Annotated in this window: 26 protein-coding genes; 7 read left to right on the top strand and 19 right to left on the bottom strand. The window is 61.9% G+C overall.

What is annotated here, in order from left to right; genetic code table 11:
• Positions 1-300: 300 nt before the first annotated feature.
• From ACPFMA_RS18125 to ACPFMA_RS18095, 7 genes are all read right to left on the bottom strand, one after another.
• Complete coding sequence (locus ACPFMA_RS18125) at positions 301-1,383, bottom strand: DUF6708 domain-containing protein (protein WP_425928397.1); 1,083 nt, start codon at positions 1,381-1,383, stop codon at positions 301-303.
• Entirely contained in the window at positions 1,384-2,553 is a 1,170-nt protein-coding gene (locus tag ACPFMA_RS18120; protein ID WP_425928396.1) for a DUF6708 domain-containing protein, read from the bottom strand.
• Positions 2,554-5,178 carry a T6SS effector BTH_I2691 family protein gene (locus ACPFMA_RS18115; RefSeq protein WP_425928395.1) on the bottom strand — a complete coding sequence of 875 codons (2,625 nt, stop codon included), beginning with the start codon at positions 5,176-5,178 and terminating at the stop codon, positions 2,554-2,556.
• Between the two features lie 113 nt (positions 5,179-5,291).
• Positions 5,292-5,414 carry a hypothetical protein gene (locus tag ACPFMA_RS18110; RefSeq protein ID WP_420056682.1) on the bottom strand — a complete coding sequence of 41 codons (123 nt, stop codon included), beginning with the start codon at positions 5,412-5,414 and terminating at the stop codon, positions 5,292-5,294.
• Positions 5,415-5,631: 217 nt separating this feature from the next.
• Complete coding sequence (aroQ, locus tag ACPFMA_RS18105) at positions 5,632-6,072, bottom strand: type II 3-dehydroquinate dehydratase (protein ID WP_425928394.1); 441 nt, start codon at positions 6,070-6,072, stop codon at positions 5,632-5,634.
• A gap of 18 nt (positions 6,073-6,090) precedes the next feature.
• Positions 6,091-7,467 (bottom strand): MFS transporter, encoded by a 1,377-nt coding sequence (locus ACPFMA_RS18100; RefSeq protein ID WP_425928393.1) that lies wholly within the window; start codon positions 7,465-7,467, stop codon positions 6,091-6,093.
• Positions 7,468-7,611: 144 nt separating this feature from the next.
• Entirely contained in the window at positions 7,612-8,664 is a 1,053-nt protein-coding gene (locus ACPFMA_RS18095; RefSeq protein ID WP_420056679.1) for a Gfo/Idh/MocA family protein, read from the bottom strand.
• Positions 8,665-8,755: 91 nt separating this feature from the next.
• Here ACPFMA_RS18095 and ACPFMA_RS18090 point away from each other — a divergent pair, with 91 nt between their 5' ends.
• The gene (locus tag ACPFMA_RS18090) at positions 8,756-9,700 is read left to right on the top strand and encodes a LysR family transcriptional regulator (RefSeq protein ID WP_425928392.1); all 945 of its coding nucleotides are present in this window, start codon (positions 8,756-8,758) and stop codon (positions 9,698-9,700) included.
• Here the strand turns inward: ACPFMA_RS18090 and ACPFMA_RS18085 are convergent.
• On the bottom strand, positions 9,697-10,341 hold the full coding sequence (locus tag ACPFMA_RS18085; RefSeq protein WP_009394253.1) for a TIGR04211 family SH3 domain-containing protein: 645 nt from the start codon (positions 10,339-10,341) through the stop codon (positions 9,697-9,699). The two genes, ACPFMA_RS18090 and ACPFMA_RS18085, sit on opposite strands and share 4 nt — an antisense overlap.
• 159 nt (positions 10,342-10,500) lie before the next feature.
• Positions 10,501-10,905, bottom strand: coding sequence for a hypothetical protein (locus ACPFMA_RS18080; RefSeq protein WP_009394251.1), 405 nt, complete (start codon positions 10,903-10,905; stop codon positions 10,501-10,503).
• 149 nt (positions 10,906-11,054) lie between these two features.
• On the opposite strand from ACPFMA_RS18080, the gene ACPFMA_RS18075 reads away from it, so the two are divergent.
• On the top strand, positions 11,055-11,552 hold the full coding sequence (locus tag ACPFMA_RS18075; protein ID WP_064304459.1) for a PaaI family thioesterase: 498 nt from the start codon (positions 11,055-11,057) through the stop codon (positions 11,550-11,552).
• A 97-nt stretch (positions 11,553-11,649) separates the two neighbouring features.
• Here the strand turns inward: ACPFMA_RS18075 and ACPFMA_RS18070 are convergent.
• Positions 11,650-13,007 (bottom strand): IS3 family transposase gene (locus ACPFMA_RS18070; protein WP_425928249.1). Its coding sequence is split into 2 segments (ribosomal slippage): positions 11,650-12,531 and positions 12,534-13,007, totalling 1,356 coding nucleotides; the frame shifts between segments, so codons are not numbered across the junction.
• Between the two features lie 212 nt (positions 13,008-13,219).
• Between ACPFMA_RS18070 and ACPFMA_RS18065 the strand changes: the two genes are divergently transcribed.
• From ACPFMA_RS18065 to ACPFMA_RS18050, 4 genes are all read left to right on the top strand, one after another.
• Positions 13,220-14,722, top strand: a complete 1,503-nt coding sequence (locus ACPFMA_RS18065; RefSeq protein ID WP_425928391.1) for an APC family permease — start codon at positions 13,220-13,222, stop codon at positions 14,720-14,722.
• Entirely contained in the window at positions 14,682-15,269 is a 588-nt protein-coding gene (locus ACPFMA_RS18060) for a DUF3156 family protein (protein WP_425928390.1), read from the top strand. The genes ACPFMA_RS18065 and ACPFMA_RS18060 overlap by 41 nt, the downstream gene beginning before the upstream one ends.
• A 151-nt stretch (positions 15,270-15,420) precedes the next feature.
• A complete protein-coding gene (feaR, locus tag ACPFMA_RS18055) occupies positions 15,421-16,380 on the top strand; it encodes a transcriptional regulator FeaR (RefSeq protein WP_425928389.1) in 960 nt (319 codons plus the stop codon).
• Positions 16,381-16,501: 121 nt separating this feature from the next.
• Positions 16,502-17,080, top strand: a complete 579-nt coding sequence (locus ACPFMA_RS18050; RefSeq protein WP_064304455.1) for a TetR/AcrR family transcriptional regulator — start codon at positions 16,502-16,504, stop codon at positions 17,078-17,080.
• 48 nt (positions 17,081-17,128) lie between these two features.
• Here ACPFMA_RS18050 and ACPFMA_RS18045 read toward each other — a convergent pair whose 3' ends face one another.
• Positions 17,129-17,494, bottom strand: a complete 366-nt coding sequence (locus ACPFMA_RS18045; RefSeq protein WP_009394240.1) for a cupin domain-containing protein — start codon at positions 17,492-17,494, stop codon at positions 17,129-17,131.
• Between the two features lie 167 nt (positions 17,495-17,661).
• On the opposite strand from ACPFMA_RS18045, the gene hpaR reads away from it, so the two are divergent.
• Complete coding sequence (hpaR, locus tag ACPFMA_RS18040; protein WP_009394239.1) at positions 17,662-18,087, top strand: homoprotocatechuate degradation operon regulator HpaR; 426 nt, start codon at positions 17,662-17,664, stop codon at positions 18,085-18,087.
• 91 nt (positions 18,088-18,178) lie between these two features.
• On the opposite strand, the gene hpaI is transcribed toward hpaR, so the two are convergent.
• The 8 genes from hpaI to ACPFMA_RS18000 all read right to left on the bottom strand — a co-directional run bounded on the left by hpaI (position 18,179) and on the right by ACPFMA_RS18000 (position 25,497).
• Positions 18,179-18,982: a 4-hydroxy-2-oxoheptanedioate aldolase gene (gene hpaI / locus ACPFMA_RS18035; protein WP_425928388.1), complete on the bottom strand. Its 804-nt coding sequence runs from the start codon at positions 18,980-18,982 to the stop codon at positions 18,179-18,181.
• 13 nt (positions 18,983-18,995) lie between these two features.
• Complete coding sequence (hpaH, locus tag ACPFMA_RS18030; RefSeq protein ID WP_009394236.1) at positions 18,996-19,799, bottom strand: 2-oxo-hept-4-ene-1,7-dioate hydratase; 804 nt, start codon at positions 19,797-19,799, stop codon at positions 18,996-18,998.
• Between the two features lie 11 nt (positions 19,800-19,810).
• Positions 19,811-21,115, bottom strand: coding sequence for an MFS transporter (locus ACPFMA_RS18025; protein ID WP_425928387.1), 1,305 nt, complete (start codon positions 21,113-21,115; stop codon positions 19,811-19,813).
• 49 nt (positions 21,116-21,164) lie between these two features.
• Positions 21,165-21,557, bottom strand: a complete 393-nt coding sequence (locus ACPFMA_RS18020; protein ID WP_009394234.1) for a 6 5-carboxymethyl-2-hydroxymuconate delta-isomerase — start codon at positions 21,555-21,557, stop codon at positions 21,165-21,167.
• 15 nt (positions 21,558-21,572) lie between these two features.
• On the bottom strand, positions 21,573-22,430 hold the full coding sequence (gene hpaD, locus ACPFMA_RS18015; RefSeq protein ID WP_420058459.1) for a 3,4-dihydroxyphenylacetate 2,3-dioxygenase: 858 nt from the start codon (positions 22,428-22,430) through the stop codon (positions 21,573-21,575).
• Positions 22,431-22,586: 156 nt separating this feature from the next.
• Complete coding sequence (gene hpaE / locus ACPFMA_RS18010; RefSeq protein WP_420058472.1) at positions 22,587-24,047, bottom strand: 5-carboxymethyl-2-hydroxymuconate semialdehyde dehydrogenase; 1,461 nt, start codon at positions 24,045-24,047, stop codon at positions 22,587-22,589.
• 5 nt (positions 24,048-24,052) lie between these two features.
• Positions 24,053-24,826, bottom strand: a complete 774-nt coding sequence (locus tag ACPFMA_RS18005) for a fumarylacetoacetate hydrolase family protein (protein ID WP_009394231.1) — start codon at positions 24,824-24,826, stop codon at positions 24,053-24,055.
• Positions 24,826-25,497: a fumarylacetoacetate hydrolase family protein gene (locus ACPFMA_RS18000; protein ID WP_064304450.1), complete on the bottom strand. Its 672-nt coding sequence runs from the start codon at positions 25,495-25,497 to the stop codon at positions 24,826-24,828. The genes ACPFMA_RS18005 and ACPFMA_RS18000 overlap by 1 nt, the downstream gene beginning before the upstream one ends.
• Positions 25,498-25,538: the final 41 nt, after the last annotated feature.

Here is a 25,538-nt window from a genome sequence, read left to right as displayed (position 1 = left end):
TGGTATTTCCACGGTAGCAGAGGCTAGGGGGATTGCCGGATCGCCGGACAGATGAACGGAGCGAGACGGATGTGGGGGTAGCTTGATCGCGAATGGGGGCGAAGAGGCCGCAAAACCTATATCCGCGTTATTCCTCAGGAACCGCGGACATGGGCTCCAGGAAGGCAGCTTTACGCTCCTCGTCAGCGGATCTATCAAAGTCTACAGCCGCGCTGGGCTTGGCGCGAGCTGCGCTTGTTCTGGGTGTTGACACAGTGCAGTACAGACACCTGGCGGTCAGCGCCGGGTCCAGGGTTGTATCTACCTGGATCGCCGGCCTGCTTGTCGAAGTGGTTTTCTCTCGTTGATTTCCTTGGGCAGTGGTGGCCAGTCCGCAGCCGTCGAGAGCGGCGGGACAGGCTTTCCAGGCAGTCCCGCTTCGCGGATGATGCGTGGCCAACGGGGCTTCCAGCATAGCAACAGCGATATCCAATGGCCTAAAGCGTGTACTGCCAACGCGGGAGAAGCCAGCGCTACAATGCAGCCGACCTGCCAACGCAACCTAGCGCGCCACAGCGGCTTGAAAAAGCTCAGCGATGCCATCACTGACAACCACGGCCATGGCGTCTTACCTAGCAATTCCCGAGGTGCAGGCACTGATTGGGGGCCTTCTTCCATGTAGCGGCGGATGAATTCCCACAGGTTGGTGATATCGCTGGTACCGTCAGCGCGCTTGCCTACGAAGACTACATGTAGGTGAGGAAGCTCGGGCATGGTAGGCCCCCAACTCAAAATGAGTTTTCGACCGATGTTGGCGTATTCCTCCTCACCTATGACGGCTTCGGCAGATACCTGATCCCAGTCGAAAATTGTAATGCCGCCAGCGAATCTAGGCCGGTGAAGATAGACTTGGCGCGTCATCCTGTTGAAGCGGATCAGCATGCGGCGTTGAACGAAATTCTCGAGCCTTATAAGAATTCTTGCATAACGAAGCACCACCCAGAACAGGCAGGAAACGAATGTGATTAGAAGCAGTCCGGTAATATAATCACCTATATTGGCGGGTCTTTTCGTGGAGTAGTACGCCCCAGTGATCCAAACCTCATTAAACGTCAAGGTGAAACTGGCGAAGCTGAAAAGAAAATATGCAATGGCCAATGTTGAATATGTAATAACACCGCGCCGCTCCTGTGACTCCCCGGCACTCAACTCAATATAGCAGTCATTGAATTCATATATCGAACCGTCGGCGCTTGGGGTTTCGCTTGCTTTACTCTGAGTTATGGATTTTTTGCTTTTTTGTAAACGGTCAGACGCCAGAATCTTTTCCAGTTTCTTTTGCCAGTTTTCACTTTCGCGATATGAGGTCTGGATATACCAGAGCATCCATTCGATCCAATACATTCAGTTTTTTACCTTGCTATCAGTGCTCGAGTGGACGCTGGAAGCGGATTCAGGAACAGATTGTTGCTCCGAGAGCTGTGCATCAGATTTCAATGTCTTTCGTGCACGCGGCTTTTTTATGTTCAGCTTTGCCTCGGGCAATGGTGGCCAGTCCGTGGCCGTCGAGAGCGGTGGAACAGGCTTTTCAGGTAAGCCAGCTTCACGAATGATGCGCGGCCAACGGGGCTCCCAGCACAGCAGCAGTGATATCCAGTGACCTAGGGCATGTAATGCCAATGCGGGAGAAGCAAGCGCCACAATGCAGGCGACCTGCCAACGAAGGCCTGTACGCCACAACGGCCTGAAAAAGCTCAAGGACGCCATTACCGACAGCCAAGGCCATGGAGCCTTGCCCAGAAGCTTCTTGGGTGCAGGTACTGACTGTGGGCCTTCCTCCATGTAACGACGAATGAATTCCCACAGATTGGTGATATCGCTGGTACCGTCGGCGCGCTTACCTACAAACACTACATGAAGGTGGGGAAGGTCGGGCATTGAAGGTCCCCAACTCAGAATGAGCTTTCGGCCAATGTTGGCCGATTCTTCCTCACCTACGACAGCCTCGGCAGATATCTGCTCCCAGTTGAAAACGGTAACCCCTCCAGCGAATTTTGGTCGATGCAAATAGACTTGGCGCGTAATTCGGTTGAAGCGAATCAGCATGCGGCGTTGAGAAAAATTTTCCAGGCGTATGAAAAAACCTACATACCTAACTAAAAAATAAAATAGCAAAGCTGTCAGAAGGGCAACAAAAACCGCTGAAGCATAGTAACCCCCACTTGCAGGAATGGTTAAAGAATGATGAGTGCCAGTGAGCCAGACCATATTTAGCATTAGCGCTATGCTCGCAGCCTTGTAGCCACAGCAAATAATCGCAATCGAGATATATGTAATTAGTCCGCGACGCTCTTGTGACTCTCCTGCCTGAAGCTCAATATATTTTTCATTGAATTCATATATTGATCCTTCTGCAGTCGGGGTTTCACTAACTCGGCCTAGGGTTTCGGAAGTCCTACCTTTGTTTTTATCTATTTTTTTGGCAGCGAGAATCTTCTTCAGTTTTTCTTGCCACTGCTCGATTTCACGTGGTGAGGTCTGGATATACCAGAGCATCCATTCTATCCAATACATTCAGACCACCGCCTCCAGCGCTTCATACAGTTTTTGCAGTTCTGTTTCTTGGTCTTGGAAGGGTTTAAAAAAACCGTCCGATGTCCGCTCCTTGAGGCAGCTGTGCCAGCACCACTGCTCCATATCATCTGGTGAGAGGTAGATAATTGCCAGGCTGATGCCTAGGGTAACTAAGCTACCAATGCCTATTAAACGTAGCATAATGCCCCTGAGTCCGGCCCCGGCGAGTCCTTCTACTGCCGAGATCATTTGCAATTGACTTTTCTGCCCAAATATCAAACGCAACAAAGGGGCGGTATAAGAAATTGACACCAATCCACCAAGAACTGATACGCTCAGCGACAAGGCACTTCTTAAAAAGTAAGCACCACCCAATACCCGGAAGTCATTTTCAAATGATTTCTTTCCGTCGATGAAATCAACATAAGCAAGCATGCCCCCACCCACGGTTGCCAAGCTCCCTCCCACCAACCGCAACCCGCCCAGCGCAACAGCAGTTCCCCGCGCCACAACTCCCCTAGATCCAAACCGGTCAGCAACCGACTGTACACCGAGCGCAGCCAGTTCGATCCCGGCTGCCGAAGTAATCAGAAATGCCGCCTGATATTCCAGATACTCCTTTTCCCCTCCTTCCCTGTTCGAAGCTTTGACGCCGAGAATCACGCCTTCGATGATTGCCAGCAGAAGGCCGCCCCTCAGGCGGCGAAAGTCTCCACCCGCTCCGTTCTGAAACTCGCGCATGATGGAGTCACGCACCCGGTTGATTTGGGAGTTCACCTGACCTGCCACCCGATTGACATTGGCCACCTGGCCAGCAGCCGCTAATTCACTCATCCGCAAACGGGTCGTCACCTCGCCCAGCCCGGCATGAACGAAGGCCAGCATTGGGCCCAACAGACGACGGTCCAGTGCGTTGGCCGGCAGGAGGGACAGCAGGTGCTGATGAAGGAAGGCAAAAGGCGTCAGCGACATGGCGAGCCGCTGCGGATCGAACCAGCGATGGCTACCAACGTCCACTGCCAGCTGTGTCACCGCGTCCGCCTTGATCATTAGATCGACGACCTTCTGGAACCAGCCACTGGCATTTCCTAGTTCAGCACCGAGGTTGTCGACGGTCAGTTCGCTGGCTTCGACCTTCGCCGTGGCAAACGCCTCCTTCACTCTCTCTTCGATTTCGACCTGGTTACGAGTCAAGGCGCGCCAGGCCAGATTTCGCTTGGCAATGTTGGTGTCCCTCCACCAGGAACCCAGCTTTGCCGAACCACTGCTGCAGCCGTTCATGCCGATCAGGCAAAGGGTCATCTGACTCGAGAACGCGTGTCCCCAGATGGGTTGTTGGCGATCATAGAGATCCAGAGCCTGTTCCAGCATCTCGCTGTCCAGCCAGGCAAGGTGGTCTGCTTCGCGCTTGCCCATTTCTTGCTGAGCGCGAAGATCGCGCCTCGCGAATTCGACCTGGATGTCGTCCTTGGCCTTCCAGTCGAGCATGGCTTCGTACTTGTCGAAGACCCTGAACTTCTCCAGCTCGGCCTGGTGCGTCACGAGTTCAGGATCATGGTGGTCCCCCCTTTCGGCTGGCCCGCCAAAGCGAGTACCGAAGCGGGTCGCGTTCATCATTTCGTACCTCTTTTCGTCCCTGATCTTGCGCTCTGCCGCTTCGACAGCATTCTGGACGTACCCCAACTGCATGGCGGTTTTAACGTCATCCAAAGCCTCGGCCACCATGTACTTGCGCTCATTGCTGATGCCATCCGCATCTACTGCTTTGAGCCAGGGCAAGTTCATTTCGATGGCGTCATTGCGCCACGCGTTCAGTTCCTGAACGATGCCAATGGGATCATCGAGAACTACGGCGACACCTCTTCCATCCATCAACTTTTCGAGGGCATTGCGGTAGATAGAGTCCATGTCCCTGGGCAGCTCGCCTGGGGCGAGTGCGCTACGGAAAGGAGGAAATGCCTGTTTTTCCAACAGGGCCCGGGAAGCAGCATTGTTGGAGGCCAGAAACTCCGCAACGGTGCTATCCACCAGCGAAGGCGTGATGACGTCGTCGAAAACGCCACAGCTGTTGGCCAATATCCGAAGGTCAAACCTCTGCAGGCGATCACGGTAGCGGCTGGTTTTCAAATAGCGCTCCAGCATGTCGGGGCTGAGCGGGTCCGGCGTGAACAGCAGGCGTGCTTCATCCACGTCTTCTGGGTCCCCCACGGTCAGGGTCCAAGTTCCCAACGCAGAAATACCGCCGACCGGTGTTCCGGGTTCGTACGTCAAAACGGGTTGCAGAAGGCCAGTGTCATGTGCGCGGTAAGTACCTTCGCAGACGTAGTTCCGGCCTATGCGCTTGACGAATACATAGACGTAGCCTTCACGAATACTGCGCACGGCATAGCGACTGTGACTGAGGGGAGTTACCAGGCGCCGACCCAGGTGAGCGGGAAGTGCTGGAGCCAGCTGCTCGACGGCGACCTGCTCCAATCCGGAGACCACGCCATAACGCAACGGAAGAATGGTGAACGTGCGCTTGCAACTGACGCACGGGCTGGGGAGCTCATCGCTTAGCGTTTCATTCGAGGCCCGACGACTGATAGCGAGTAGCTCGCTGAGGGAACGGGTGGGTTTCGACATGGGAGCTCTCTTCTGTGGGACTTTTCGATACAGGGTGGGCAGTACTTGGGGCGCAAAAGATTGGCCGACCAATTCGGACCATGAGCAACCATGGCTCTAGCCCGATGTTCGGCTTAGCGTTCAGAGGCAATGAGGTAGAAGGTCTCGGAAAGGCCTTCGGTCAGGCGGAACTCGACGACCTCGAACTCATCGGGGCCGGCGGAGAAGGTGAAGCGCAGATCGGATTGGGCGGACATGCGGAATCGCCATGGAAAGAATTTCCAGGCGATCCTGCATGCCATTCAGTAGCCGATATATAGGAAAACTCCCAAGCAGCCGCTTGAAATGTCTGAACTTCCAAGCACCGGAAAGCAGCTCAAGTACGAAGTGTGTCAAGAGCCGATGGACGACTCCAGACCACCGCCGACGAAGCCCAGGCGCACGCGCCCGTGCGGATCGGCGAGGGTTTTCACATTAGGCTCCCTGCAGGTGCCGGGCGAAGTGATCGACCGCCAGCACATAGCCGTGGGTGCCGAAACCGGCCAGCACCGATTGCGCCACCAGCGATACATAGGAGTGATGGCGGAAGGCTTCGCGGCGATGCACGTTGGAGATATGCACCTCGATCACCGGCACTTCGGCGGCGATCAGGGCATCGTGGATGGCCACCGAGGTGTGGGTCCAGGCACCCGGGTTGATGACGATGCCGTCGACCCGGCCACGGGCCTGGTGGATCCAGTCGATCATCTGGCCTTCATGGTTGGTCTGCTGGAATTCGATGGCCAGGTCGTGCCGGGCACCGGCGGCGCGGCACAGGGCTTCGACATCGGCGAGGGTCTCGCGGCCATACACTTCGGGCTGGCGCAGGCCGAGCATGTTGAGGTTGGGGCCGTTGAGGACGAGTACGGTTTTCATGGGCAAAAGGTTCCTTGGTCAGGCGTTGCTGCGCAGGGACTGGGCCCGTTGCGCGTCGTAGGTGGTCTTGTCGAGGGCCACGGCGTCGGGCTTGCCGAGCTGGTCCAGCGGGGTGCGGTAGGTTTCCGGGGCGCTCCAGGCGGCGATCGACGAAATGGCGGTGACCACGCAGGTGATCGCGCCGATCAGCAGTGGCACGTTGTCCGAACCCGGCGGGGCCACGGCGGTGAACAGCGCCGGCAGCAGGGCGGTGATCATGTAGCCGATGTTCTGGGACACGGCCATCGCCGAGACCCGGTAGTGGGTCTGGAACTGCTCGGGGAAGAAGCTCGGGAAGATCGCGTTGTAGCCCTGGTAGATCGTGCCCCACATCAGCAGCGAGGCGGCGAAGGCCAACGGTACGCTATGGATGCTGATGGCGTACAGGTAAAGGAACGACATCAGGCCGCAACCGATCGCCGCGCCGATGACCAGCGGGCGCCGGCCGATACGGTCGGACAGGTTTCCGACGAAGGGGATGACCAGCACCGCGACGATGTTGCCCACCACCGGGATCCACAGGTACACGCTCTTGTCGAAACCGATGCCATAGGCCGGTTGTACCGCGTACGCGGCGCCGAAGATGGTGGTGACCACCGGGATCACGTTCATCAGCGACACGCCGAATACCACCAGCATGCCGTGCCAGCTGTACTTGAAGGCTTCGCCGATCGGCGAGCGGGTGCGGGCGACCTTTTCAACCTTCTGCACGAAGGCCTCCGGTTCCTTGACCTCGCGACGGATGATGAAGGCGGCGATCAGTACCACGGCGCTGAGCAGGAAGGGAATGCGCCAGCCCCAACTGTTGAAGGCGTCTTCCGGCATGAAGTAGGCCAGGGGCAGGAAGATCGCCGCCGCCAGCACCTGGCCGGCCTGCACGCCTTGCAGGGTGAAGCTGGCGAAGAAGCCGCGGCGTCCCGGTGGCGCGTGTTCGAGGATCATCGAGCTGGCCCCGGCGATTTCGCCGGCCACGGCGAAGCCCTGGATCAGGCGCAGCACCACCAGCAGGGCCGGGGCCCAGTAGCCGATCTGGTTGAAGGTTGGCAGCAGGCCGACGGCGAAGGTGGCGATGCCCATCAGGAACATGCACAGCAGCAGCACGTTCTTGCGCCCGCGGGTGTCGCCCCAGTGGCCGAGCACGAGGGCGCCGACCGGGCGGGCCAGGTAGCCGACGCCGTAGGTGGCCAGGGAGGCGATGATCGCCAGTTTCGGGTCGCCGGCGGGGAAGAAGATCTGCGGGAAGACCAGCGCAGCGGCCTGGGCGTAGATGAAGAAATCGTAGTATTCGAGGGCGGAACCGACCCAGCCGCTGGCGGTAGCCTTGCGGGTCTGCCTGTTGTTGTCGTGTGTGGCCATGGTGTTCACTCTTGTTGTTTTTATGGTGTTCTCGAGGGCCTCATCGCTGCGGTGCGGCGGTCCGACAAGCCAGCTCCCACAGGTCCAGCGGTGCACTCGATACCTGTGGGAGCTGGCTTGCCAGCGATAGGGCCCGAAAGGTCTCTACAACTGTTCGGTCGAAACGATCTGCCCGGTCCGCGCCGCCTCGCTGATCGCATCGACGATCTGCAGGTTGCGCAGGCCGTCGCGCACACTTACCAGCGGCTCGGCCTCACCGCGGATCACCTGGCAGAAATGCGCCAGTTGACGCGCTAGCGGATCGGCTTCCTGCAACTGCGCCACCGCCGTCTCGAACGGCTTCCACCACGAGCGATCCTCGCGTTTAGCGTAATACTTCAGGCGCATGGTCGGGATCGACAGCGAACCCTGGGTGCCGGCCAGCACGTAGCAGTCTTCGTCGGCATAACTCGGGTAGTCATGGTTTTCCCGCGCGGTCTGCTCCCAACTGCGGGAACAGGCGGCGGTATCGGAAAGCATGAAGGTGCCCAGCGCGCCACTGGCGAAGCGCAGGCTGATGGACACCGTGTCCTCCACGGCGAAACCACGGGTGGCGCTGGACGCCTGGGCCTGTACCGCGACGATCTCGCCGCACAGCGAACGCAGGTTGCCGATTTCATGGATCATGTTGATCAGCACCGGTCCGCCACCGGCCTCGCGGCGCCAGGGGGCGGCGTCGAAGTAGTCGTCGGGCTTGTAGAACAGCGCGCTGCCCATCACCGCCACCAGGTTGCCCAGCACGCCCTCGGCGATCACCTCCCGGGCCTTTTCCAGGATCGCGCTATGGGCACGGTGATGGCCGACCAGCAACCTGGCCCCGGCCTGTTCGGCAATGGCCAGCAGGCGCTTGCCTTCGTCCAGGGTGTGGGCGACCGGTTTCTCGATCAGCGCCGGCACGCCACGGGCGACGCAGGCGAGGGCGCCTTCGACATGCAGCTGGTTGGGCGTGGCGAGAATCACGCCATCGGGTCGTTCGCTGGCGAGCAGGCTGTCGAGATCGGCGAACAGCGGCACGCCGAGACATTCGGCATAGGCGGCGGTAGCCGGCAGCGGATCGACGATGGCGGCCAGTTCGCACTCGCTGCTGGCCTGGATCAGTTCGATATGGCGGCGGCCGATCAGCCCCGCGCCGGCCACGGCAATGCGGATCTTCTTCATGGGTCTCTCTTGTTCTTTTTAAATCCTGCTTCAAGGCAAGGCAGGTTATGTGAGAGCCTAAATAAAAAGTCCCAGGAGATAATCGGGCGTAATGAAGAATCAGAATGTGCTCACAGCGAATAATGAGCCCTTGCTGCGTGATCTTCAGCTGTTCTGCGAAGTGGCCCGGCGCTCGAGCTTCATCGCCGCCGCCAGCGAGACCGGCCTGTCGCCGGCGCATGTGAGCAAACGCATCGCCACGCTCGAGGAACAGCTCGGGGTCAAGCTGTTCAACCGCACCACGCGGCGGGTGAACATCACCAGCGATGGCGAGGCCGCCTTCGTCTGGGCGCAGAAGATCCTCGAAGACGTGGGGGCGATGGTGGATGCGCTGTCCGGCGGCCAGCGCGAGCCGCAGGGGACATTGCGGCTGTGCACCAGCCTGCGCCTGGGCCGGGAACACATTGCGCCGATTCTCTCGCTACTGCGCCGCCAGTATCCGGCGCTGGAGGTGTGGGTCGAACTGCTGGACCGCCGGGTCGACCTGATCGCCGACAATTTCGACATCGATATTCGCGTCGGCGAGGTTCAGGAAAAGCACCTGATTGCCCACCGCATCGCCGAAAGCACCCGGGTGCTGGCGGCGGCTCCGGAGTATCTGGAACAGCGCGGGGCGCCCAAGGTGGCGGCAGACCTGGCCCAGCACGACTGCCTGCTGTTCCGCAGCCGCGACGATCGTTTCGGGGTGTGGCGCCTGGTCGGCCCCAACGGCGCGGAAACGGTCAAGGTCACCGGGCCCATGGCGTCCAATCACAGCGATATCGTGCGCCAGTGGGCCCACGACGGGCACGGCATCATCATGGCCTCGCGCTGGGATATCGCCGGCAGCCTGGAGAGTGGCGCGCTGGTCCAGGTGCTGCCGGCCTGGTACCAGCCGGCCGATATCTGGGCGGTGACGGCGGTACGCTCGTCCAGCTCGGCCAAGGTACGGGCCTGCGTGGCGTTCCTGCGTGAACAGCTGGCCAGCGGGCCCTATGCCTTGACGAAAGAGGATTAAGCCCAGCCGCTGTTGCGCTTGCGGCTGCGGGTCAGCGCCGGGAGGATCAGCCCGGCGAGCAGGCCCGCCCCGGCGATGCCGCCGCCGTAGACCATATAGCGCATCATCACCTGCTTGTTCTCGTCGCCAAGACGGGCCTGGGTATCACGCAGCTGCGACTGGGCCTGGGTGAGCTCCTCGCTGAGGGACTGGTTGCGTGCCTGGAGCTCGTCCACCAGTTGCTTGCGCGAGTCCATGGTTTCCTGCATGCCCTGGACGCGGTTCTTCCAGCTGTCATCGATGGTTTTCAGTTCCTGCTCGAGCTGGGCGACCCGCTCGGTCAGTTGCGGCAGGCGCTCGGCCTGGCCTGGCACGTTTTGCAGATCGCTGCTGGCAATCCACACGGTATCGCCGGACTCGCCACGGACCTGGCTGTAGTTGCCCTGGCTGCCGAGCAGCTTGACCTTCTGCCCGGACTTGAGAGTGCCGACCAGCCGGTGGCCGTCGGTGGGGCCGCTGCGTACGTAGGTGCTGAGGCTGTCGCTGACCCAGCGGTCGTCGCTGGCAGGTTCTTCGGCATGGGCGAGGGTGTTAAGCAGCAGGCCGGCGAACACTGCGGGAAGCACGGCGGAGCGTGCGCGGAGAGGGCGAAGCAGGCGCATGGTTATCTTCCCCGAGAAGAAAAAATGAAAACCGCCGACCGGCATGCCTGCCGCCAGCGCAACGAAAAAAGGGGATAACCGATGGACGTCCCCGGGGCTTGTCAGTCAGGGAGTGCCGCGACAAGCCACCGCGAGAAGACAGTTTTTATCGCGTCAGGTTCACTGGCCGGCCTGCCATTGGGCGAACCGTTGGTCGAGGCGCGGCGCGAGCAGGTCGTAGTGTTCCCAACTGGCGCCGGGCTCGTCGATGCCGACGATGCCGAGCAACTGGGTCAGGTCGTCGGGCAGGGACGGGGCCTTGCGGCCAAGGTAGTGGGCAGCGAAGGCATTGCCCTGGCGGTTGAGGTCTTCGTCCACCAGCAGGCTGTCGCAGCACAACTGGAAGAAGCGGGCGGGGGTCAGCAGGCGTTCGGCGAGGGCCTGGATCTCGGCGTCGTAGTCGGCCTTGAAGTCGCGGCTGAGCAGGTCGCGGTTGGCGCTCCAGGCCAGGAACAGCCCGGTGTAGGGGGCGTGGCGTGGGGAACCGTCATCGGCATAATGCCAGCTGGCATCTTGAGCAATCATCGCAGCAGTCCTTGTTCTGATGTGGGGCCTTGCTGGGCGCCTAGCTTACTCCTTCCTGGCATGGCGGGTAGCCATATGAGACTTAATGACGCATCGGCGTTTGCAGCGTTAACATCTGAACTTTCCAACAAAAACAAATCTGGAAACAAATGAACAACCCAGCACCCTCCCTCCAGGACCTGGCAGCGCCGGACGGCGTCTGCTATGGCTGCGGCTCGGCCCACCCGAGCGGCCTGCATCTGAAAAGCCATTGGGCCGATGATGGCGTCCATGTGGTCTGCACCCATTCTCCCGACAGCACCTTCTGCGGCTGGCCCGGCCTGGTCTATGGCGGGCTGCTGGCCATGCTGGTGGACTGCCACTCGAACTGGACGGCGATGGCGTATCACTACCGCGCCCAAGGGCGTGAGCCGGGGTCGTTGCCGCGCATCGACTGCGTCACCGGGCACCTGGGGCTGACCTACCTGAAGCCGACGCCGATGGGCGTGGAGCTGACCTTGAAGGCCCGGGTCGAAGGTGAGCCGGGGCGCAAGACCCGGGTGATCTGCGAGGTGTGGGCGGGGGATGTACTGACGGTGACGGCGGACTCGGTGTTCGTGCAGGTGGATACGGAGCGGTTGAAGCAGAAGGCGCATGGACACGATTGATGGTCGAGCTTGAGGGCCCTATCGCCGGCAACGCCGGCTCCCACAAGGTTCTGCGGAGCATGCGATACCTGGACTGCCCCCGAAAAGTTGGACAGTTTTAGCTAGCAGCTTGAGCCCTGTAATCGACAGGGCTTAGGCCGTTTAACCTCAGCTTGATGCGGTCATGGTTGTAGTAGCGGATGTACTCGTCCAGACCGGTGGTCAGCTCTTCGATGCTCTCAAACCGCTTCAAATAGAAAAACTCAGACTTGAGCGTGCCGAAGAAGCTTTCCATAGCGGCGTTATCCAGGCAATTTCCTTTGCGCGACATGCTCTGCTTTACCCCACGCTGCTCAAGTTTTTCGCGGTATTGGCGCTGCTGATAATGCCATCCCTGATCAGAGTGGATGACCAGCTTCGGCTCCTTTCCCAAGCTACTCAGGGCTTTTTCCAGCATGTTCCCCACCAGCTCATAGCTTGGGCGGCGAGCGATCTCGTAGGCCACGATCTCACTGTTGTACAAGTCCATCACTGGTGAGAGATAGAGCTTTTGCTGAGCCACTTTAAACTCGGTTACGTCAGTTACCCACTTCTGATTGGGCCGCTGGGCAATGAAGTTTCGCTCCAGCAGATTCTCGGCAATCCTGCCTATTTCTCCTCGATAGGACCGATACTTTTTAGGCCGCACGACCGCCCGCAAACCTTGGTCGGCCATCAGCCGCTCCACAACCTTCTTGTTCACCAGGATGCCTTGATTCTTGATCGCAAGCGTCACACGCCGATACCCATAGAGCCCTTTTTCCTTGTGATAGACCTGACCCACCAGCTCTTTCAGATCGGCGTGTTTATCCGGCTTTTGAAGGCTTTTGAGCTGGTAGTAGAAGGTGCTGTTCGACAACTCGACCAGGGCCAACAACGCTGACAGCGGGAATCGGGTTCGGAGTCTGGAGACGATCAGCGTTTTTTCTCTTGCCTTCGTTCCTTCTCCTCTCTCAAAGCCTTCAGCTCCTTTAGGACAGCGTTCTCCATGCGCAGATACTCGAGTTCTGCCATGAGCTGATCTCGCGGCTTCAGCGCGTCGTCAGTGTCAGTGGGTTTGAGTGGCTTGATCTTCTTGGACACGTCGGCAGACTTTTTTCGTTGAGTGGCAGTAGAGGTGGCAAGGTTGCCACTGTAGTACTGGTGCTCCCAAATGCCTACCCGGGAGGACTGTCCCAAGCCGAAGTGAGCTGCCGTTTGACGCAGGGAAAGCCGATGCTCGCGCATGTACTGCACGACCCTGCGCTTGAAATCGATGTCGTAGCGCTGACCGTGAGGTATGGGACTGATAGTGGAACGGGCTTTATAGCTCGCCACCCAGCGCCTCAGCAGGCTGAAATCGATACCGAAATGCTGGGCTACCTTTCGGAAACCATCGGTGCCCTCCAGGTAGGCAGTGATGGCTGTGAGCTTGAACTGCTCGGTGTACTTACTCATAACTCCCCCAAGGGTTGGATTAGTCTCCAACTTCTTGGGGGCAGTCCAACCTGTGGGAGCCGGCGTTGCCGGCGATGAGGCCCTGACCGACAACCTCCCTCTCAAGGCCTGGCAGCCAGCAACAAAACCCCCGGCAGCCTGGGGCAAGACGTGCAATGGAGTGCGGCGCAGAGTGGCGCACAACCATAACAACGGCACTTGAGGTCTTCACCATGTCGCTCAACGACACGCTCAGCGCGCACCTGAACCGGGGCACGATCGGGTTTCCCACCGCCCTGGCCAGCACCATCGGCCTGATCATGGCCAGCCCTGTCATCCTGACCGCGACCATGGGCTTCGGCATCGGCGGCAGTGCCTTCGCCATGGCGATGCTGATCGCGGTGCTGTTGATGCTGGCGCAATCGAGCACCTTCGCCGAAGCCGCGGCGATCCTGCCGACCACCGGCTCGGTCTACGACTACATCAACTGCGGCATGGGCCGTTTCTTCGCGATTACCGGTACCCTCTCGGCGTACCTGATCGTGCATGTCTTCGCCGGTACCGCCGAGACCATCCTCGCCGGGGTCATGGCCCTGGTGAACTTCGAACACCTCAACACCCTGGCCGAGTCCGCCGGCGGCTCCTGGCTGCTGGGGGTGGGCTTCGTGGTGGTCTTCGCGATCCTCAATGCCTTCGGCGTCAGCGCCTTCGGCAAGGCGGAAATCATCCTCACCTTCGGCATGTGGACCACCCTGATGGTGTTCGGCGTGCTTGGCCTGGTCGCCGCGCCGGCGGTGCAACTGGATGGCTGGTTCGGCGAGTCCATGGTCGGGACCGACCTGGTCACCGTGCTGTCCCTGGTGGGCATGGCGATGTTTATGTTCGTCGGCTGCGAGTTCGTCACCCCGCTGGCCCCGGACCTGCGCCGCTCGGCGCGGACCATGCCGCGGGCCATGGCCCTCGGCCTGCTGGGCGTGGCCAGTTGCATGTTCATCTACGGCGCAGCCATGAAGCGCCAGGTGGAGAACGTGGTGCTCGACGCTGCTTCCGGCGTGCATCTTCTCGACACGCCGATGGCCATTCCGAAATTCGCCGAGCAGGTGATGGGTGACATCGGCCCGCTGTGGCTGGGCATCGGCTTCCTGTTCGCCGGGGCCGCGACCATCAATACCCTGATGGCCGGCGTGCCGCGCATCCTCTATGGCATGGCCGTGGACGGCGCGCTGCCCAGGGTCTTCACCTACTTGCACCCGCGTTTCAAGACCCCGCTGCTGTGCATCCTGGTGGCGATGCTGATTCCCTGCCTGCACGCCCTGTACCTGGGCGGCAACACCGACAACATCATGCACCTGGTGCTGGCGGCGGTCTGCGCCTGGAGCACCGCGTACCTGCTGGTGACCCTGTCGGTGGTGATCCTGCGCATCCGCCGCCCGGACCTGCCGCGTGCCTACCGCTCGCCGCTGTTCCCGCTGCCGCAGATCCTGTCGAGCGTCGGTATTGTCCTGGGCATGTGGTTCATCACCCCGCCGGGCATGAATCCTGCGGACGTCTATGTGCCGTTTGCCTGGATGCTCGGGGGCACCGCGGCCTATGCGCTGTTCTGGACGCTGGTGGTGCAGCGGGTCAATCCGTTCAAGCCAGCCTCGGTCGAGGACGTCCTGGCGAAGGAGTTTGCCAACGAACCTGGAGTCCATCATGGCAGCCACTACGCCGAACCTCTGGCAAAAACTGTTTGACCGTGCACCCTCGGGCTATCGCCCGGGGGTGACTCTGGAGCATTTGCGACGCAATCTCGGCCTGGCCGGGTGCCAGGTACTGGAGCCCGGCCGGGCCTGTTTCAGCCTGGCGGACGCGGTGGCGTTCGAGGTGCGCGAGCGCACCGAATCGCAGCTGCTCATGCACATCGTGGTCTGCGAGTTCCGTTTGCAATGCAGTGCCGCATCCGAGGGCAGTGCGACCCTGGAATTGCACCACACTGGCGCGATTCGTCGCAGCGGTCTGGGCTGGAAGCAGAAGGGCGGTGAGGCGGGGTTGATGGAGACCCTGCGCCAGCGCCTGGAGCAGGACCGGACGCTGTACCAGGCGCTGATGCCACTGGATTTCAAACGCCTGCGCCTGGAGCGCGCCGAAGGGCAGTGGACGGTGGTCCTGGAGCATATGGGCGGTAGTGAGGTGGTTAACCGGATGCCTGCGTTTCGGCGGTATATCCGCGTTGATTCGCAGCAGAGGGAGCTGTTGCTGACTGCGTTGATTGGTTTCAAGAGACTGCTGACCCAGGCCTGACCGAGATCCCACAGGCTCGGTGTAAACCAACCTACCGAAAGGTTGGCACTCAATATGCTTCCACACAGGTGCTTACAGAATTGTTGCGTGCATATAGATAACATGTTAACTATTGCCCGACAAAAACAAGATGCCACTGTGGAGGTACGTCATGAGTATCCATCAGGCTACCGGCTCGGCCCTGGATCGCTGGAACGCGGCAATGCAGGCAACGTGCGGGTATTTCGAAACCGAACTTGCGTTCAACCGCTCGCTGTTCATCGGCGAGATTTCCACCTGGTCGCGGGGTGGCCTGGGCATGGCCAACCTGCGCACCAACGCCGGGGTAATCCGCCGTAACGGTCTCAAGGCCGATTGCGACAACGACCGGCATTGCTTCCTGGTCAGCCAGCGCACCGGTTTTTCCCAGATCACCCAGAACGGCACCAGCCTGCAACTGGCTCCCGGCGAGATGCTGCTGATGGACTCGGTGGGCGCCTGCGAAATCACGCCCTTCGGCCTGATCGAACACGCGTCCCTCGGCCTGTCCCGCGATGAAGTCTGCCGCCAGCTGGGCAGTGACCAGCGGATCTTCGGCAAGATCTCCCAGAGCAAGGCCTGCGGGCGCATGCTGCACCTGCTGATGGACCAGTTGTGCAAGGAGAGCGGCACCCAGGATGGCGAACAAGCCGAAGGCGACGCGCTGCACAGCGCCTTCCTGTCGCTGCTGGGCTCGGCCCTCGAAGGCAGCGACCACGACAGCCGTGCGCCTGCCGCCTTGCAAGGCGCCGATTTGCGCAGCTATGTGCAGAAGGTCATCGATGAGTCCCTTGGTCAGCCCGGCCTGACCCCGGTCAGCCTGGCCAGCCGCCTGAACATTTCGGTACGCCACCTGTATCGCCTGTTCGAAGAGCAGGGCGACAGCGTCTGCCGCTATATCCAGCGTGCACGCCTGCAACGCAGCGCCGACGACCTCGCCAACCCGCTCCACAAGACCGAATCGATCACCACCATCGCCTACAAGTGGGGCTTCACCGATTCGGCGCACTTCAGCCGTTCGTTCAAGAAACAATTCGAGCAATCACCCAAGGACTTCCGCAGCAGTAGCCTGGCGGGCCTGATCCTGAGCTGAAGCGACAGTCGAACATGGGTTGACCTGAGCCTGGGCGGATCGCACCAGGCTGGCCCGAGGTGACTACCTATCGGTCGCTAGGTCGTGGAATATTCGCCCGTTTGATCAAGGAAGTTATGCAATGAGAGTGCTGTCGCCTTCGGCGGAGAAGATTTGCCTGGTAGCTGTCGAGCAGTTCGCCGAATCCGGCTACGACGCCGCCTCGCTCAACGATATCGCCGTGGCAGTGGGTATGCGTAAACCGTCGTTGTATGCCCATTTCAGCGGCAAGGTGGACCTGTTCGAAGCGGTGTTCGAGCGGGCCATCGAGGCCGAGCGGCTCTATGTGGAAGGCTGTTTTGCCGCCGATGACGGCTTGCCGGGGGCGCTGTATGCGCAGCAGTTGTCCGAGCGCTTTCTGGCGTCGGCGCATTTGCGCTTCCTGCTGCGGGCGGCGTTCTTTCCGCCGGCGGACCTGCGGCCCTTGGTCTCCTCGGGTTTCGAGGGCTATCTGGCGCGGATGGGCGAGGTCTTCGGCAAGGCGCTGGAACGCCAGTTCCCGCAACTGGACGGGGGCAGGCGAGAGCTGTTCGTGGATGCCTATCTCGGGGTGGTCGACAGCCTGATCGTCGAGCTGATCTATGCCGGGCAGGCGGCGTACGAGCGGCGGTTGCGGGCGATGTGGACGATCTTTGCGGCTTCGCTTCGGGCTGCGGTGTAGATCTTGAGGGCTTCATCGCTGGCAAGCCCTCAAGGTTTATAAAGAAACTCAGGCCACCGCGAAGTAGTGCTTCACGAAGCTCTCGCTCAGGATTTCCCACAGCACCGGCGTGCCCTTGGTCACGAACCAGCTGTCACCCACCTTGTACTCGGTGACCTGCCCGGTGCTTTCGTCGGTCAGGCGCACCGCGCCCGTTACCACCACGGCCTGTTCGTTGAACGGGTAGACCATGCGGAACCTGCCTTGGGTAGTGCCGAAATAGGCACTGCTGATGGCGTCGGTCGGTGCGCCGAAGGTCATCTTGCCGAAGGCGCGGACTTCACCTTCGAGAATCTCCGAACCCAGGTCGGCAACGGTGCCCCAGGCGTCGAGTTCGCTGAGCTGGATGTCGTGTTTGGCGGCGTGCAGGGTCATGGCAGGTTTCCTTTAAGGAGGGAAGAAAGGCTGTCATTAACGCCGTTGCAGGGGATGCTGTCTTGCCCCTCCGTGCCGGTGCATTTGATCGGTGATGCCACGCACTGTTAGCGGCCGGACTTTTTGTTAAAGTGTTAACAAGATCAACCTGAGCCCCTTACCACTTCATGTCCAGCCGTCCTCGCCAGTCCCTGACCCTGACCTTGTTGCAAGCCCGCGAAGCCGCGATGCGCTTTTTCCGTCCCTCCCTCAACGAACACGGCCTGACCGAGCAGCAGTGGCGGGTGATCCGTATCCTGCGCCAGCAGGGCGAGATGGAGATCTACCGGCTGGCCGACCAGGCCTGCATCCTCAAGCCGAGCATGACCGGCGTGCTGGTGCGCATGGAGGCGGCGGGACTGGTGAAACGGCGCAAGGCCGAGACTGACCAGCGGCGGGTGCTGGTGGAGCTGGCGGAGAAAGGCGAGCAGTGCTTTGCCTCGATGAGCCAGTGCATGGAGGCCAACTACCAGGCGTTGCAGGGGCAGTTCGGGGAGGAGAAGCTGAAGCAGTTGCTGGGGCTGCTGGATGAACTGAAGCAGGTGCGGCGGTGACTGCACCGGCCTCATCGCCGGCAACGCCGGCTCCCACAGGTATCGAGTCCAGCGCTGGACCTGTGGGAGCTGGCTTGCCAGCGATGACTGACTAATAGACGCCGCCGGAGGTTGGCTGTACCACCTGGCCTTCCTTGAACTTCGCCGCCAAGCCCTGCAACCCGCGCATCAGCACCGTGGTATCCACCCCCACCGCGACGAACCTGGCCCCCAGTTCGATATAGCGCCGGGCCAGTTTCTCGTCGGCGCTGAGGATCCCCGCCGCCTTGCCGGCCTTGGTGATCCGCAGGATGGCGTCCTCGATCGCCGCCTGAACCTGCGGGTGCCCCGGATTGCCGCGATGGCCCATGGACGCACTCAAGTCCGCCGGCCCTATGAACACGCCATCGACTCCTTCCACGGCCACGATCTCGTCCAGGTTAGCCAGCGCCTCCAGGTTCTCGATCTGCACCAGCAGGCACATCTGCGCATCGGCGTGATCGAGGTACCCGGGAATGCTATTCCAGCGCGACGCCCGCGCCAGCGCGCTACCCACGCCACGCACGCCCCTGGGCGGGTAATGCATGGCACGCACCAGTTGCCGCGCCTGCTCGGCACTGTCGACCATCGGCACCAGCAAGGTCTGCGTGCCGATATCGAGGATCTGCTTGATCAGCGCGGTGTCGCCGATCACCGGGCGGATGATCGCCTCGCTGGCATAGGGCGCCACCGCCTGCAGTTGCGCGAGCATGCCGCGCAGGTCGTTCGGCGCGTGCTCGCCGTCGATCAGCAGCCAGTCGAAACCGGCGTTGGCCGCCAGCTCCGCGCAGTAGGCGTCGGCCAGGCCGAGCCACAGGCCGATCTGCGCCTGGTCCTGCTGCAGGCGCTGCTTGAAGCGGTTGATGGGCATGTCCATGGAGACCTCCTGATCAGACGAAACGGCAGGCGATGGAGCCGAGCATGTCGTAGTCGACATGGAAGGTATCGCCCGGGCGCGCCGCCACCGGGCGGGTGAAGGAGCCGCCGAGGATGATCTGCCCGGCCTCCAGGGTGACGTCGTACGGCGCCAGCTTGTTGGCCAGCCACGCCACGCCCTTGGCCGGGTGGTTGAGCACGGCGGCGGAAACCCCGGATTCCTCGATCACGCCGTTGCGGTAAAGCACTGCGGGGACCTTGCGCAGGTCGATATCGGTCGGCCGCACCGGGCGTCCGCCCATGACCACGCCGGCGTTGGCCGCGTTGTCGGAGATGGTGTCGAAGACCTTGCGGGTGACCTGGGTCTGCGGATCGACCTGCTGGATGCGCGCGTCGATGATTTCCAGGGCCGGAATCACCCACTCGGTGGCGTCGAGCACATCGAACACCGTGACATTCGGCCCCTTCAGCGGCTTGCCGAGGATGAACGCCAGCTCCACTTCCACGCGCGGCACGATGAAGCGCTCGAACGGGATGTCGCTGCCTTCCTCGAACAGCATGTCGTCCAGCAGCGCGCCGTAGTCCGGTTCGGTGATGTTGGAAGAAACCTGCATGGCGCGAGAGGTCAGGCCGATCTTGTGGCCGACCAGCTTGCGCCCGTCCTTGATCTTCTGCGCCACCCAGGCGCGCTGGATGGCATAGGCGTCCTCGATGGTGATGCCGGGGTGCTCCAGGGAAAACTGGCGCACCTGTTCGCGGTTGCGTTCGGCCCGGTCCAGTTGGGCCGCGGCGCTGAGGATCTGGCTGTGGTCGAGCATGATCGAGTCTCTTACTGAGGGTTGACGGTGGCGGCGTGGGTGCGCAGCACCAGCAGGCCGCCAAGGGTGATGAAGAAGGCCAGCACGTACAGGGCAAGGCTGGCGCTGTGGGTGGTGTCGCGCATCCAGCCGATCAGGTAGGGCGCGGCGAACGAAGCGATGCTGCCGAACGAGCTGATCAGGGCGATGCCGGCGGCCTGGGTGGTGTTGGCCAGGAAGGCCGGGGGCAATTGCCAGAACATCGGCAGGGCCGCGCTGGCGCCCATGCCGGCGACGATCAGGCCGCTCATCACCAGGGTCGGGTTCTGTGGTGATATGCCGGCCACGGCGATGCCGACGGCGGACATCAGCAGCGGTACGCACAGGTGCCAGCGTCTTTCGCGGCGGCGGTCCGAGGAGCGCCCGCAGGCGATCATGAAGCAGCAGCCGGCCAGGTACGGCACGGCGCTGAGCAGGCCGACACGGCCGTCGCTGCCGATGCCGGCGGCGTGGATCAGGGTCGGCATCCAGAAGGCCAGAGTGTTCACCGCCAGCATGACCGCGCAGTACACCGCCACCAGCAGCCAGACCCGGGCGTCGCCGAGGATGCCGCTGAAGGAAGTGATCGACTTGCGTTGCTCTTCCTTGTCCAGCTCGTCGCGCAGGCTTTGTTTTTGCTCGGCGCTCAACCAGTCGACACTGGCGAAGCTGTCCGGCAGGCACTTGAGGACGACCATGCCGAGCAGGACGACCGGCGCACCCTCGATCAGGAACATCCACTGCCAGCCGCGCAGGCCGGCGGCGTCGTGGAACAGCTCGAGGATGCCACCCGACAGCGGCCCGCCGATCACCCCGGCCATGGGCACGGCGATGGCGAACAGCGCGGTGATCCCGGCGCGGCGCCGGGCCGGATACCACCGGTTGAGATAGACCAGGATACCCGGGAAAAACCCGGCCTCGGCCACGCCCAGGAGGAAGCGCAGCACATAGAAGCCGGTGGGCGTCTGTACCAGCAGCATGCTGGTCGAAAGCGCGCCCCAGACCACCATCAGCGTGGCGATCCAGCGCCGCGGGCCGAAGCGATCCAGGGCAATGTTGCTCGGCACGCCGAACAGCGCATAGGCAATGAAGAACAGTCCGGCGCCGAAGCCGTACACGGTGTCGCTGAAGTGCAGGTCGGTGCTCATCTGCATCTTGGCGAAGCCGATGTTGATGCGGTCGAGGTGGGCGAACAGGTAACACATCAGCAACAGCGGCATCAGCCGCCAGGTCACGGTGGAATGGGTCGAATCCTGACGGGCAAGGGTGACGCTATCTGCGGTATTGGCTGTGCTCATGATCTTGTACTTTTTGTCAGAGTGGCCATGGGATTTTCAGGCGGGGAGGTCAACCCGCCTGGTTGTCGAGAAACGCGTGGACGTTGTTTTGCTTGAAGTTGAGTTGCGGGTGCAGTTCGCTCATCTCGAACGACAGGGCCAGCAAGCGCTCGGCCTGCAGGGCGGCGAAGTGCTCGGTGATCACGGCAAAGAGCTGCTCGGCGACTTTCGTGCGGGTTTCCAGGTCGCGGCCGTGGCCGACCTTCAGGGTCATATGGACGAAGGCGTAGTCGTGCTTGCCGTCGGCCATGCGCCAGGTGTCCAGGCGCACCGCGCGGCTGCGGATGCCGCCCAGGGGAAACACGCCGCTGGCGCCGAGGGTGGCATGGACCTTCTCGAACAGGCCGGGCAGGTCGGCCCGGGCTTCGATGTTGTCGGTGATTTCAGCGATGAAATGGGGCATGGGGCCTCCTTGGAATCAGAGCGGGAAGATGGCGTTGATCTGCCCGGTGCCGGAGCTGCCGAAGGCCTCGGTCAGGACCTCCACCGGCTTGTCGTAATCGGCGCCGCCGAGCAGGCCGAGGAGCATCGCGGTGTCGTGCATGCCGCCTTCGCCGTAGCAGGCCGTGGCGTAGTCGGGGAGCATCGCGCAGAACTCCTTGAAGCGACCCTGCTTCCACAGCTCCACCACGCGCAGGTCGACCTGCTTGTCGAATTCGCGGGTCCAGTTGTGGATGTTGGCTTCGGCGTTGCGGTCGTCGGAGAAACGGTGGGAGAGGGAGCCGGAGGCCAGCACCAGGACCTTGCGGTCGCTCTTGTCGATGGCCCGGCGCACGGCGGCGCCGAAGGCCAGGCTGTCTTCCAGGCGGTGCCAGGCGCACCAGGCGGCGATGGACACCACCTTCAGGCGTTCTTCCTCCGGCACGCCCATATGCATGTAGCGCATCGGCACCAGGGTGCCGTATTCCAGCTCCAGGCTCGGGATATTGTGGGCCTGGGTACGCACACCGGCGGCGTTGGCCTCGGCGGCGATCAGTTCGCCCAGTTCAGGACAGCCGGGATACTCGAAGGCCATGTCCTTGATGAAATGCGGCAGTTCGTTGCTGGTGTAGACGCCTTTGAAATGCTCGCCGCAGTTGATGTGGTAGGCGCTGTTGACCAGCCAGTGCACATCGAACACCACGGCGGTATCGGCGCCCAGTTCGCGGGCGCGGCGGCCGATTTCCTTGTGCCCGGCGATGGCCGCTTCACGACAGCCGTGGTGCTTGCCGGGCAACTCCGACAGGTACATCGAGGGGACGTGGCAGACCTTGGCTGCCAGGACGACTTCGCCCATGGTGGAACTCCTGGTTTCTTGTTCGTTACGCGGACCCCTGTGGGAGCGGGTTTATCGGAACGCCGAGCCGCCGCGATTGCGGTAGTGAAGCCACCACCGCAATCGCGGGTGAACCCGCTCCCACAGGTTCGGTGTACACCCTGGATCTAGGCGGGCTTACACACCCCAACGCGGAATGTGGTGGCTGCCCATCGAGATGCACACGTTCTTGATCTCGGCGAACACCTCGAAGCTGTACTGGCCGCCTTCGCGACCGGTACCCGAGCCTTTCACGCCGCCGAACGGCTGGCGCAGGTCGCGGACGTTCTGGCTGTTGATGAACACCATGCCGGCCTCGATGCCACGGGCAAGGCGGTGGGCCTTGCCGATGTCCTGGGTCCAGATGTACGAGGCCAGGCCGTACTCGGTGTCGTTGGCCAGTTGCAGCGCTTCGGCCTCGTCCTTGAACGGGATCAGGCAGACCACCGGGCCGAAGATTTCTTCCTGGGCGATGCGCATCCGGTTGTTCACGTCGGCGAACACGGTCGGCTGGATGAACTGGCCCTTGGCGAGGTGCGCCGGCAGGTTGGCCGGGCGCTCCAGGCCACCGGCGAGCAGGGTGGCGCCTTCCTCGATGCCGATGCGGATGTAGCCGGTGACCTTGTCGTAGTGCGCCTGGGTGATCATCGAGCCGACCTGGGTCTTCGGATCGGTCGGATCGCCCACGATCAGTCGCTTGGCGCGCGCCGCGAACTCGGCGACGAACTGCGGGTACACGCTTTCCTGGATGAAGATCCGGCTACCGGCGGTGCAGCGCTCGCCGTTGAGCGAGAAGATGGTGAACAGCGCGGCGTCCAGTGCCCGCTCCAGGTCGGCATCCTCGAAGATCAGCACCGGCGACTTGCCGCCCAGTTCCATGGAGTACTTCTTCAGGCCGGCGGTCTGCATGATCTTCCTGCCGGTGGCGGTACCGCCGGTGAAGGAGATCGCGCGCACGTCCGGGTGGCGCACCAGGGCGTCGCCGGCGGTGGCGCCGTAACCCTGGATCACGTTGAGCACGCCATTGGGAATGCCGGCTTCCACGGCCAGGCGGCCCAGTTCGTTGGCGGTCAGCGGCGACAGTTCGCTCATCTTCAGCACCGCGGTGTTGCCCAGGGCCAGGCACGGCGCGGTCTTCCAGGTGGCGGTCATGAACGGCACGTTCCACGGCGACACCAGGCCACACACACCGACCGGCTGGTACAGGGTGTAGTTGAGCATCTGGTCGTCGACCGGGTAGGTGTGGCCGTCCATGCGCGTGCAGACTTCGGCGAAGAAATCGAAGTTGTGCGAGGCGCGCGGGATCAGCACGTTTTTGGTCTGGTGGATCGGCAGGCCGGTGTCCAGGGTTTCCAGTTCGGCCAGTTGCGGTACGTTCTGGTCGATCAGTTCACCCAGCTTGCGCATCAGCCGCGCGCGTTCCTTGGCCGGGGTGTTGGCCCATTTCGGGAAGGCTTCCTTGGCCGCCGCGACGGCCTGGGCAACTTCCTCGGCACCGCCGCTGGCGACCTCACCGATGGCTTCGCCGGTGGCCGGGTTGTAGTTGACGAAGGTGTCCTTGCTCTCGACCTCGCGGCCGTTGATCCAGTGCTTGATCATGCTGCTCATGCCTCTTTTTTGTATTGGGCGAAGAACTCGGCTTCGCTGACGATGCGGTTGACCAGGCGGCCGACACCTTCCACTTCCACCACCACTTCATCGCCCGGCACCACGTCGGCCAGGCCTTCCGGGGTGCCGGTGGCGATCATGTCGCCGGGTTGCAGGGTCATGAAGCTGGACAGGTATTCGATCAGGTAGGGGATGTCGAAGATCATGTCGCGGGTCGTGCCTTCCTGTTTCAGCTCACCGTTGATCCAGGTGCGCAGGGTCAGGCTGGACGGGTCCGGCACGTCGGCCACGTCGACGATCCACGGGCCGACCGGGGTGGTGCAGTCGCGGTTCTTCACCCGCAGGTTGGGCCGGTAGTAGTTCTCCAGGTAGTCGCGGATGGCGTAGTCGTTGCAGACCGTGTAGCCGGCCAGGTACTCCAGGGCGTCCTCGCGCTTGACGTTGCGCGCCGGCTTGCCGATCACCGCCACCAGCTCGCACTCGTAGTGCATGTACTTGATGTTGTCCGGGCGCCAGGTGACCTGGTTGTGGCCGGTGTAGGTGCCGGGCGACTTGACGAACGCCAGCGGCTCGGTTGGCGGGGCGAAGGCCAGTTCGGCGGCGTGGTCGGCGTAGTTCAGGCCGAGGGCGAACATGCTGCCGTTGGCAGGCGGCAACCACTCGACCTGGTCTTCGCCGAGCAGCCTGCCATCGGCCAGGCGCACGGCGTTGTCGGCTTCCACGGTCACCGCATGGACTTCACCCTGGAAACGGATACGAGCGTGTTTCATCAGTGGGCCTCCTGTTCGGCGACGATGGGATTGGCCAGGCGCCCCAGCCCGGTGATTTCGATTTCGACCTGGTCGCCCGGCTGCACATCGACACGGCCTTCAGGGGTGCCGGTGATCAGCACGTCGCCTTCATGCAGGGTCATGAACTCGGTGATTTCGGCGATCAGTTGCGCAATGCCGCGCACCAGGTTGGCGGTGCTGTTCTGCTGGCGGACTTCGCCGTTGATGAACAGGCGGATGTCCAGGGCATGCGGGTCGGCGATCTGTGTCACCGGCACCAGCTCCGGGCCGATCACGCAGAAACCGTCACGGCACTTGGCCTTGACCGCCGGGCGGTAGTAGCTCTCTTCCGGCAGGCTGAATTCGTTGACGATGGTGAAGCCGGCAACGTGGTCCAGGGCCTGTTCGGCGCTGACCCGGGTGGCGCGCTTGCCGATCACCACACCCAGGGCGGGGCCGGCCTGCAGGCGCTCGACGCCCTTGGGATAGACCACCGGCTGGCCGTGGCCATTGCGGGTGTTGGGGGTCTTGATGAACAGCACCGGCTTGACCGGTGGCTTCTGGTACGGCGCCTGTTCGAATTCGGCGAGACGCTGTTCCAGCAGCCCCTTGTAGTTCAGCGCAACGCCGAACAGGGTGCCGGTGGCAACGTCATGCAGGGCACGGCTCATGCTCTTCTCCTGGCAGTGGGCGGGACGACACGGGGTGCCCC

This window comes from Pseudomonas sp. NyZ201 (assembly GCF_049860765.1).
Taxonomy (GTDB): domain Bacteria; phylum Pseudomonadota; class Gammaproteobacteria; order Pseudomonadales; family Pseudomonadaceae; genus Aquipseudomonas; species Aquipseudomonas bharatica.
This window is presented reverse-complemented; position numbering and strand designations above follow the sequence as displayed.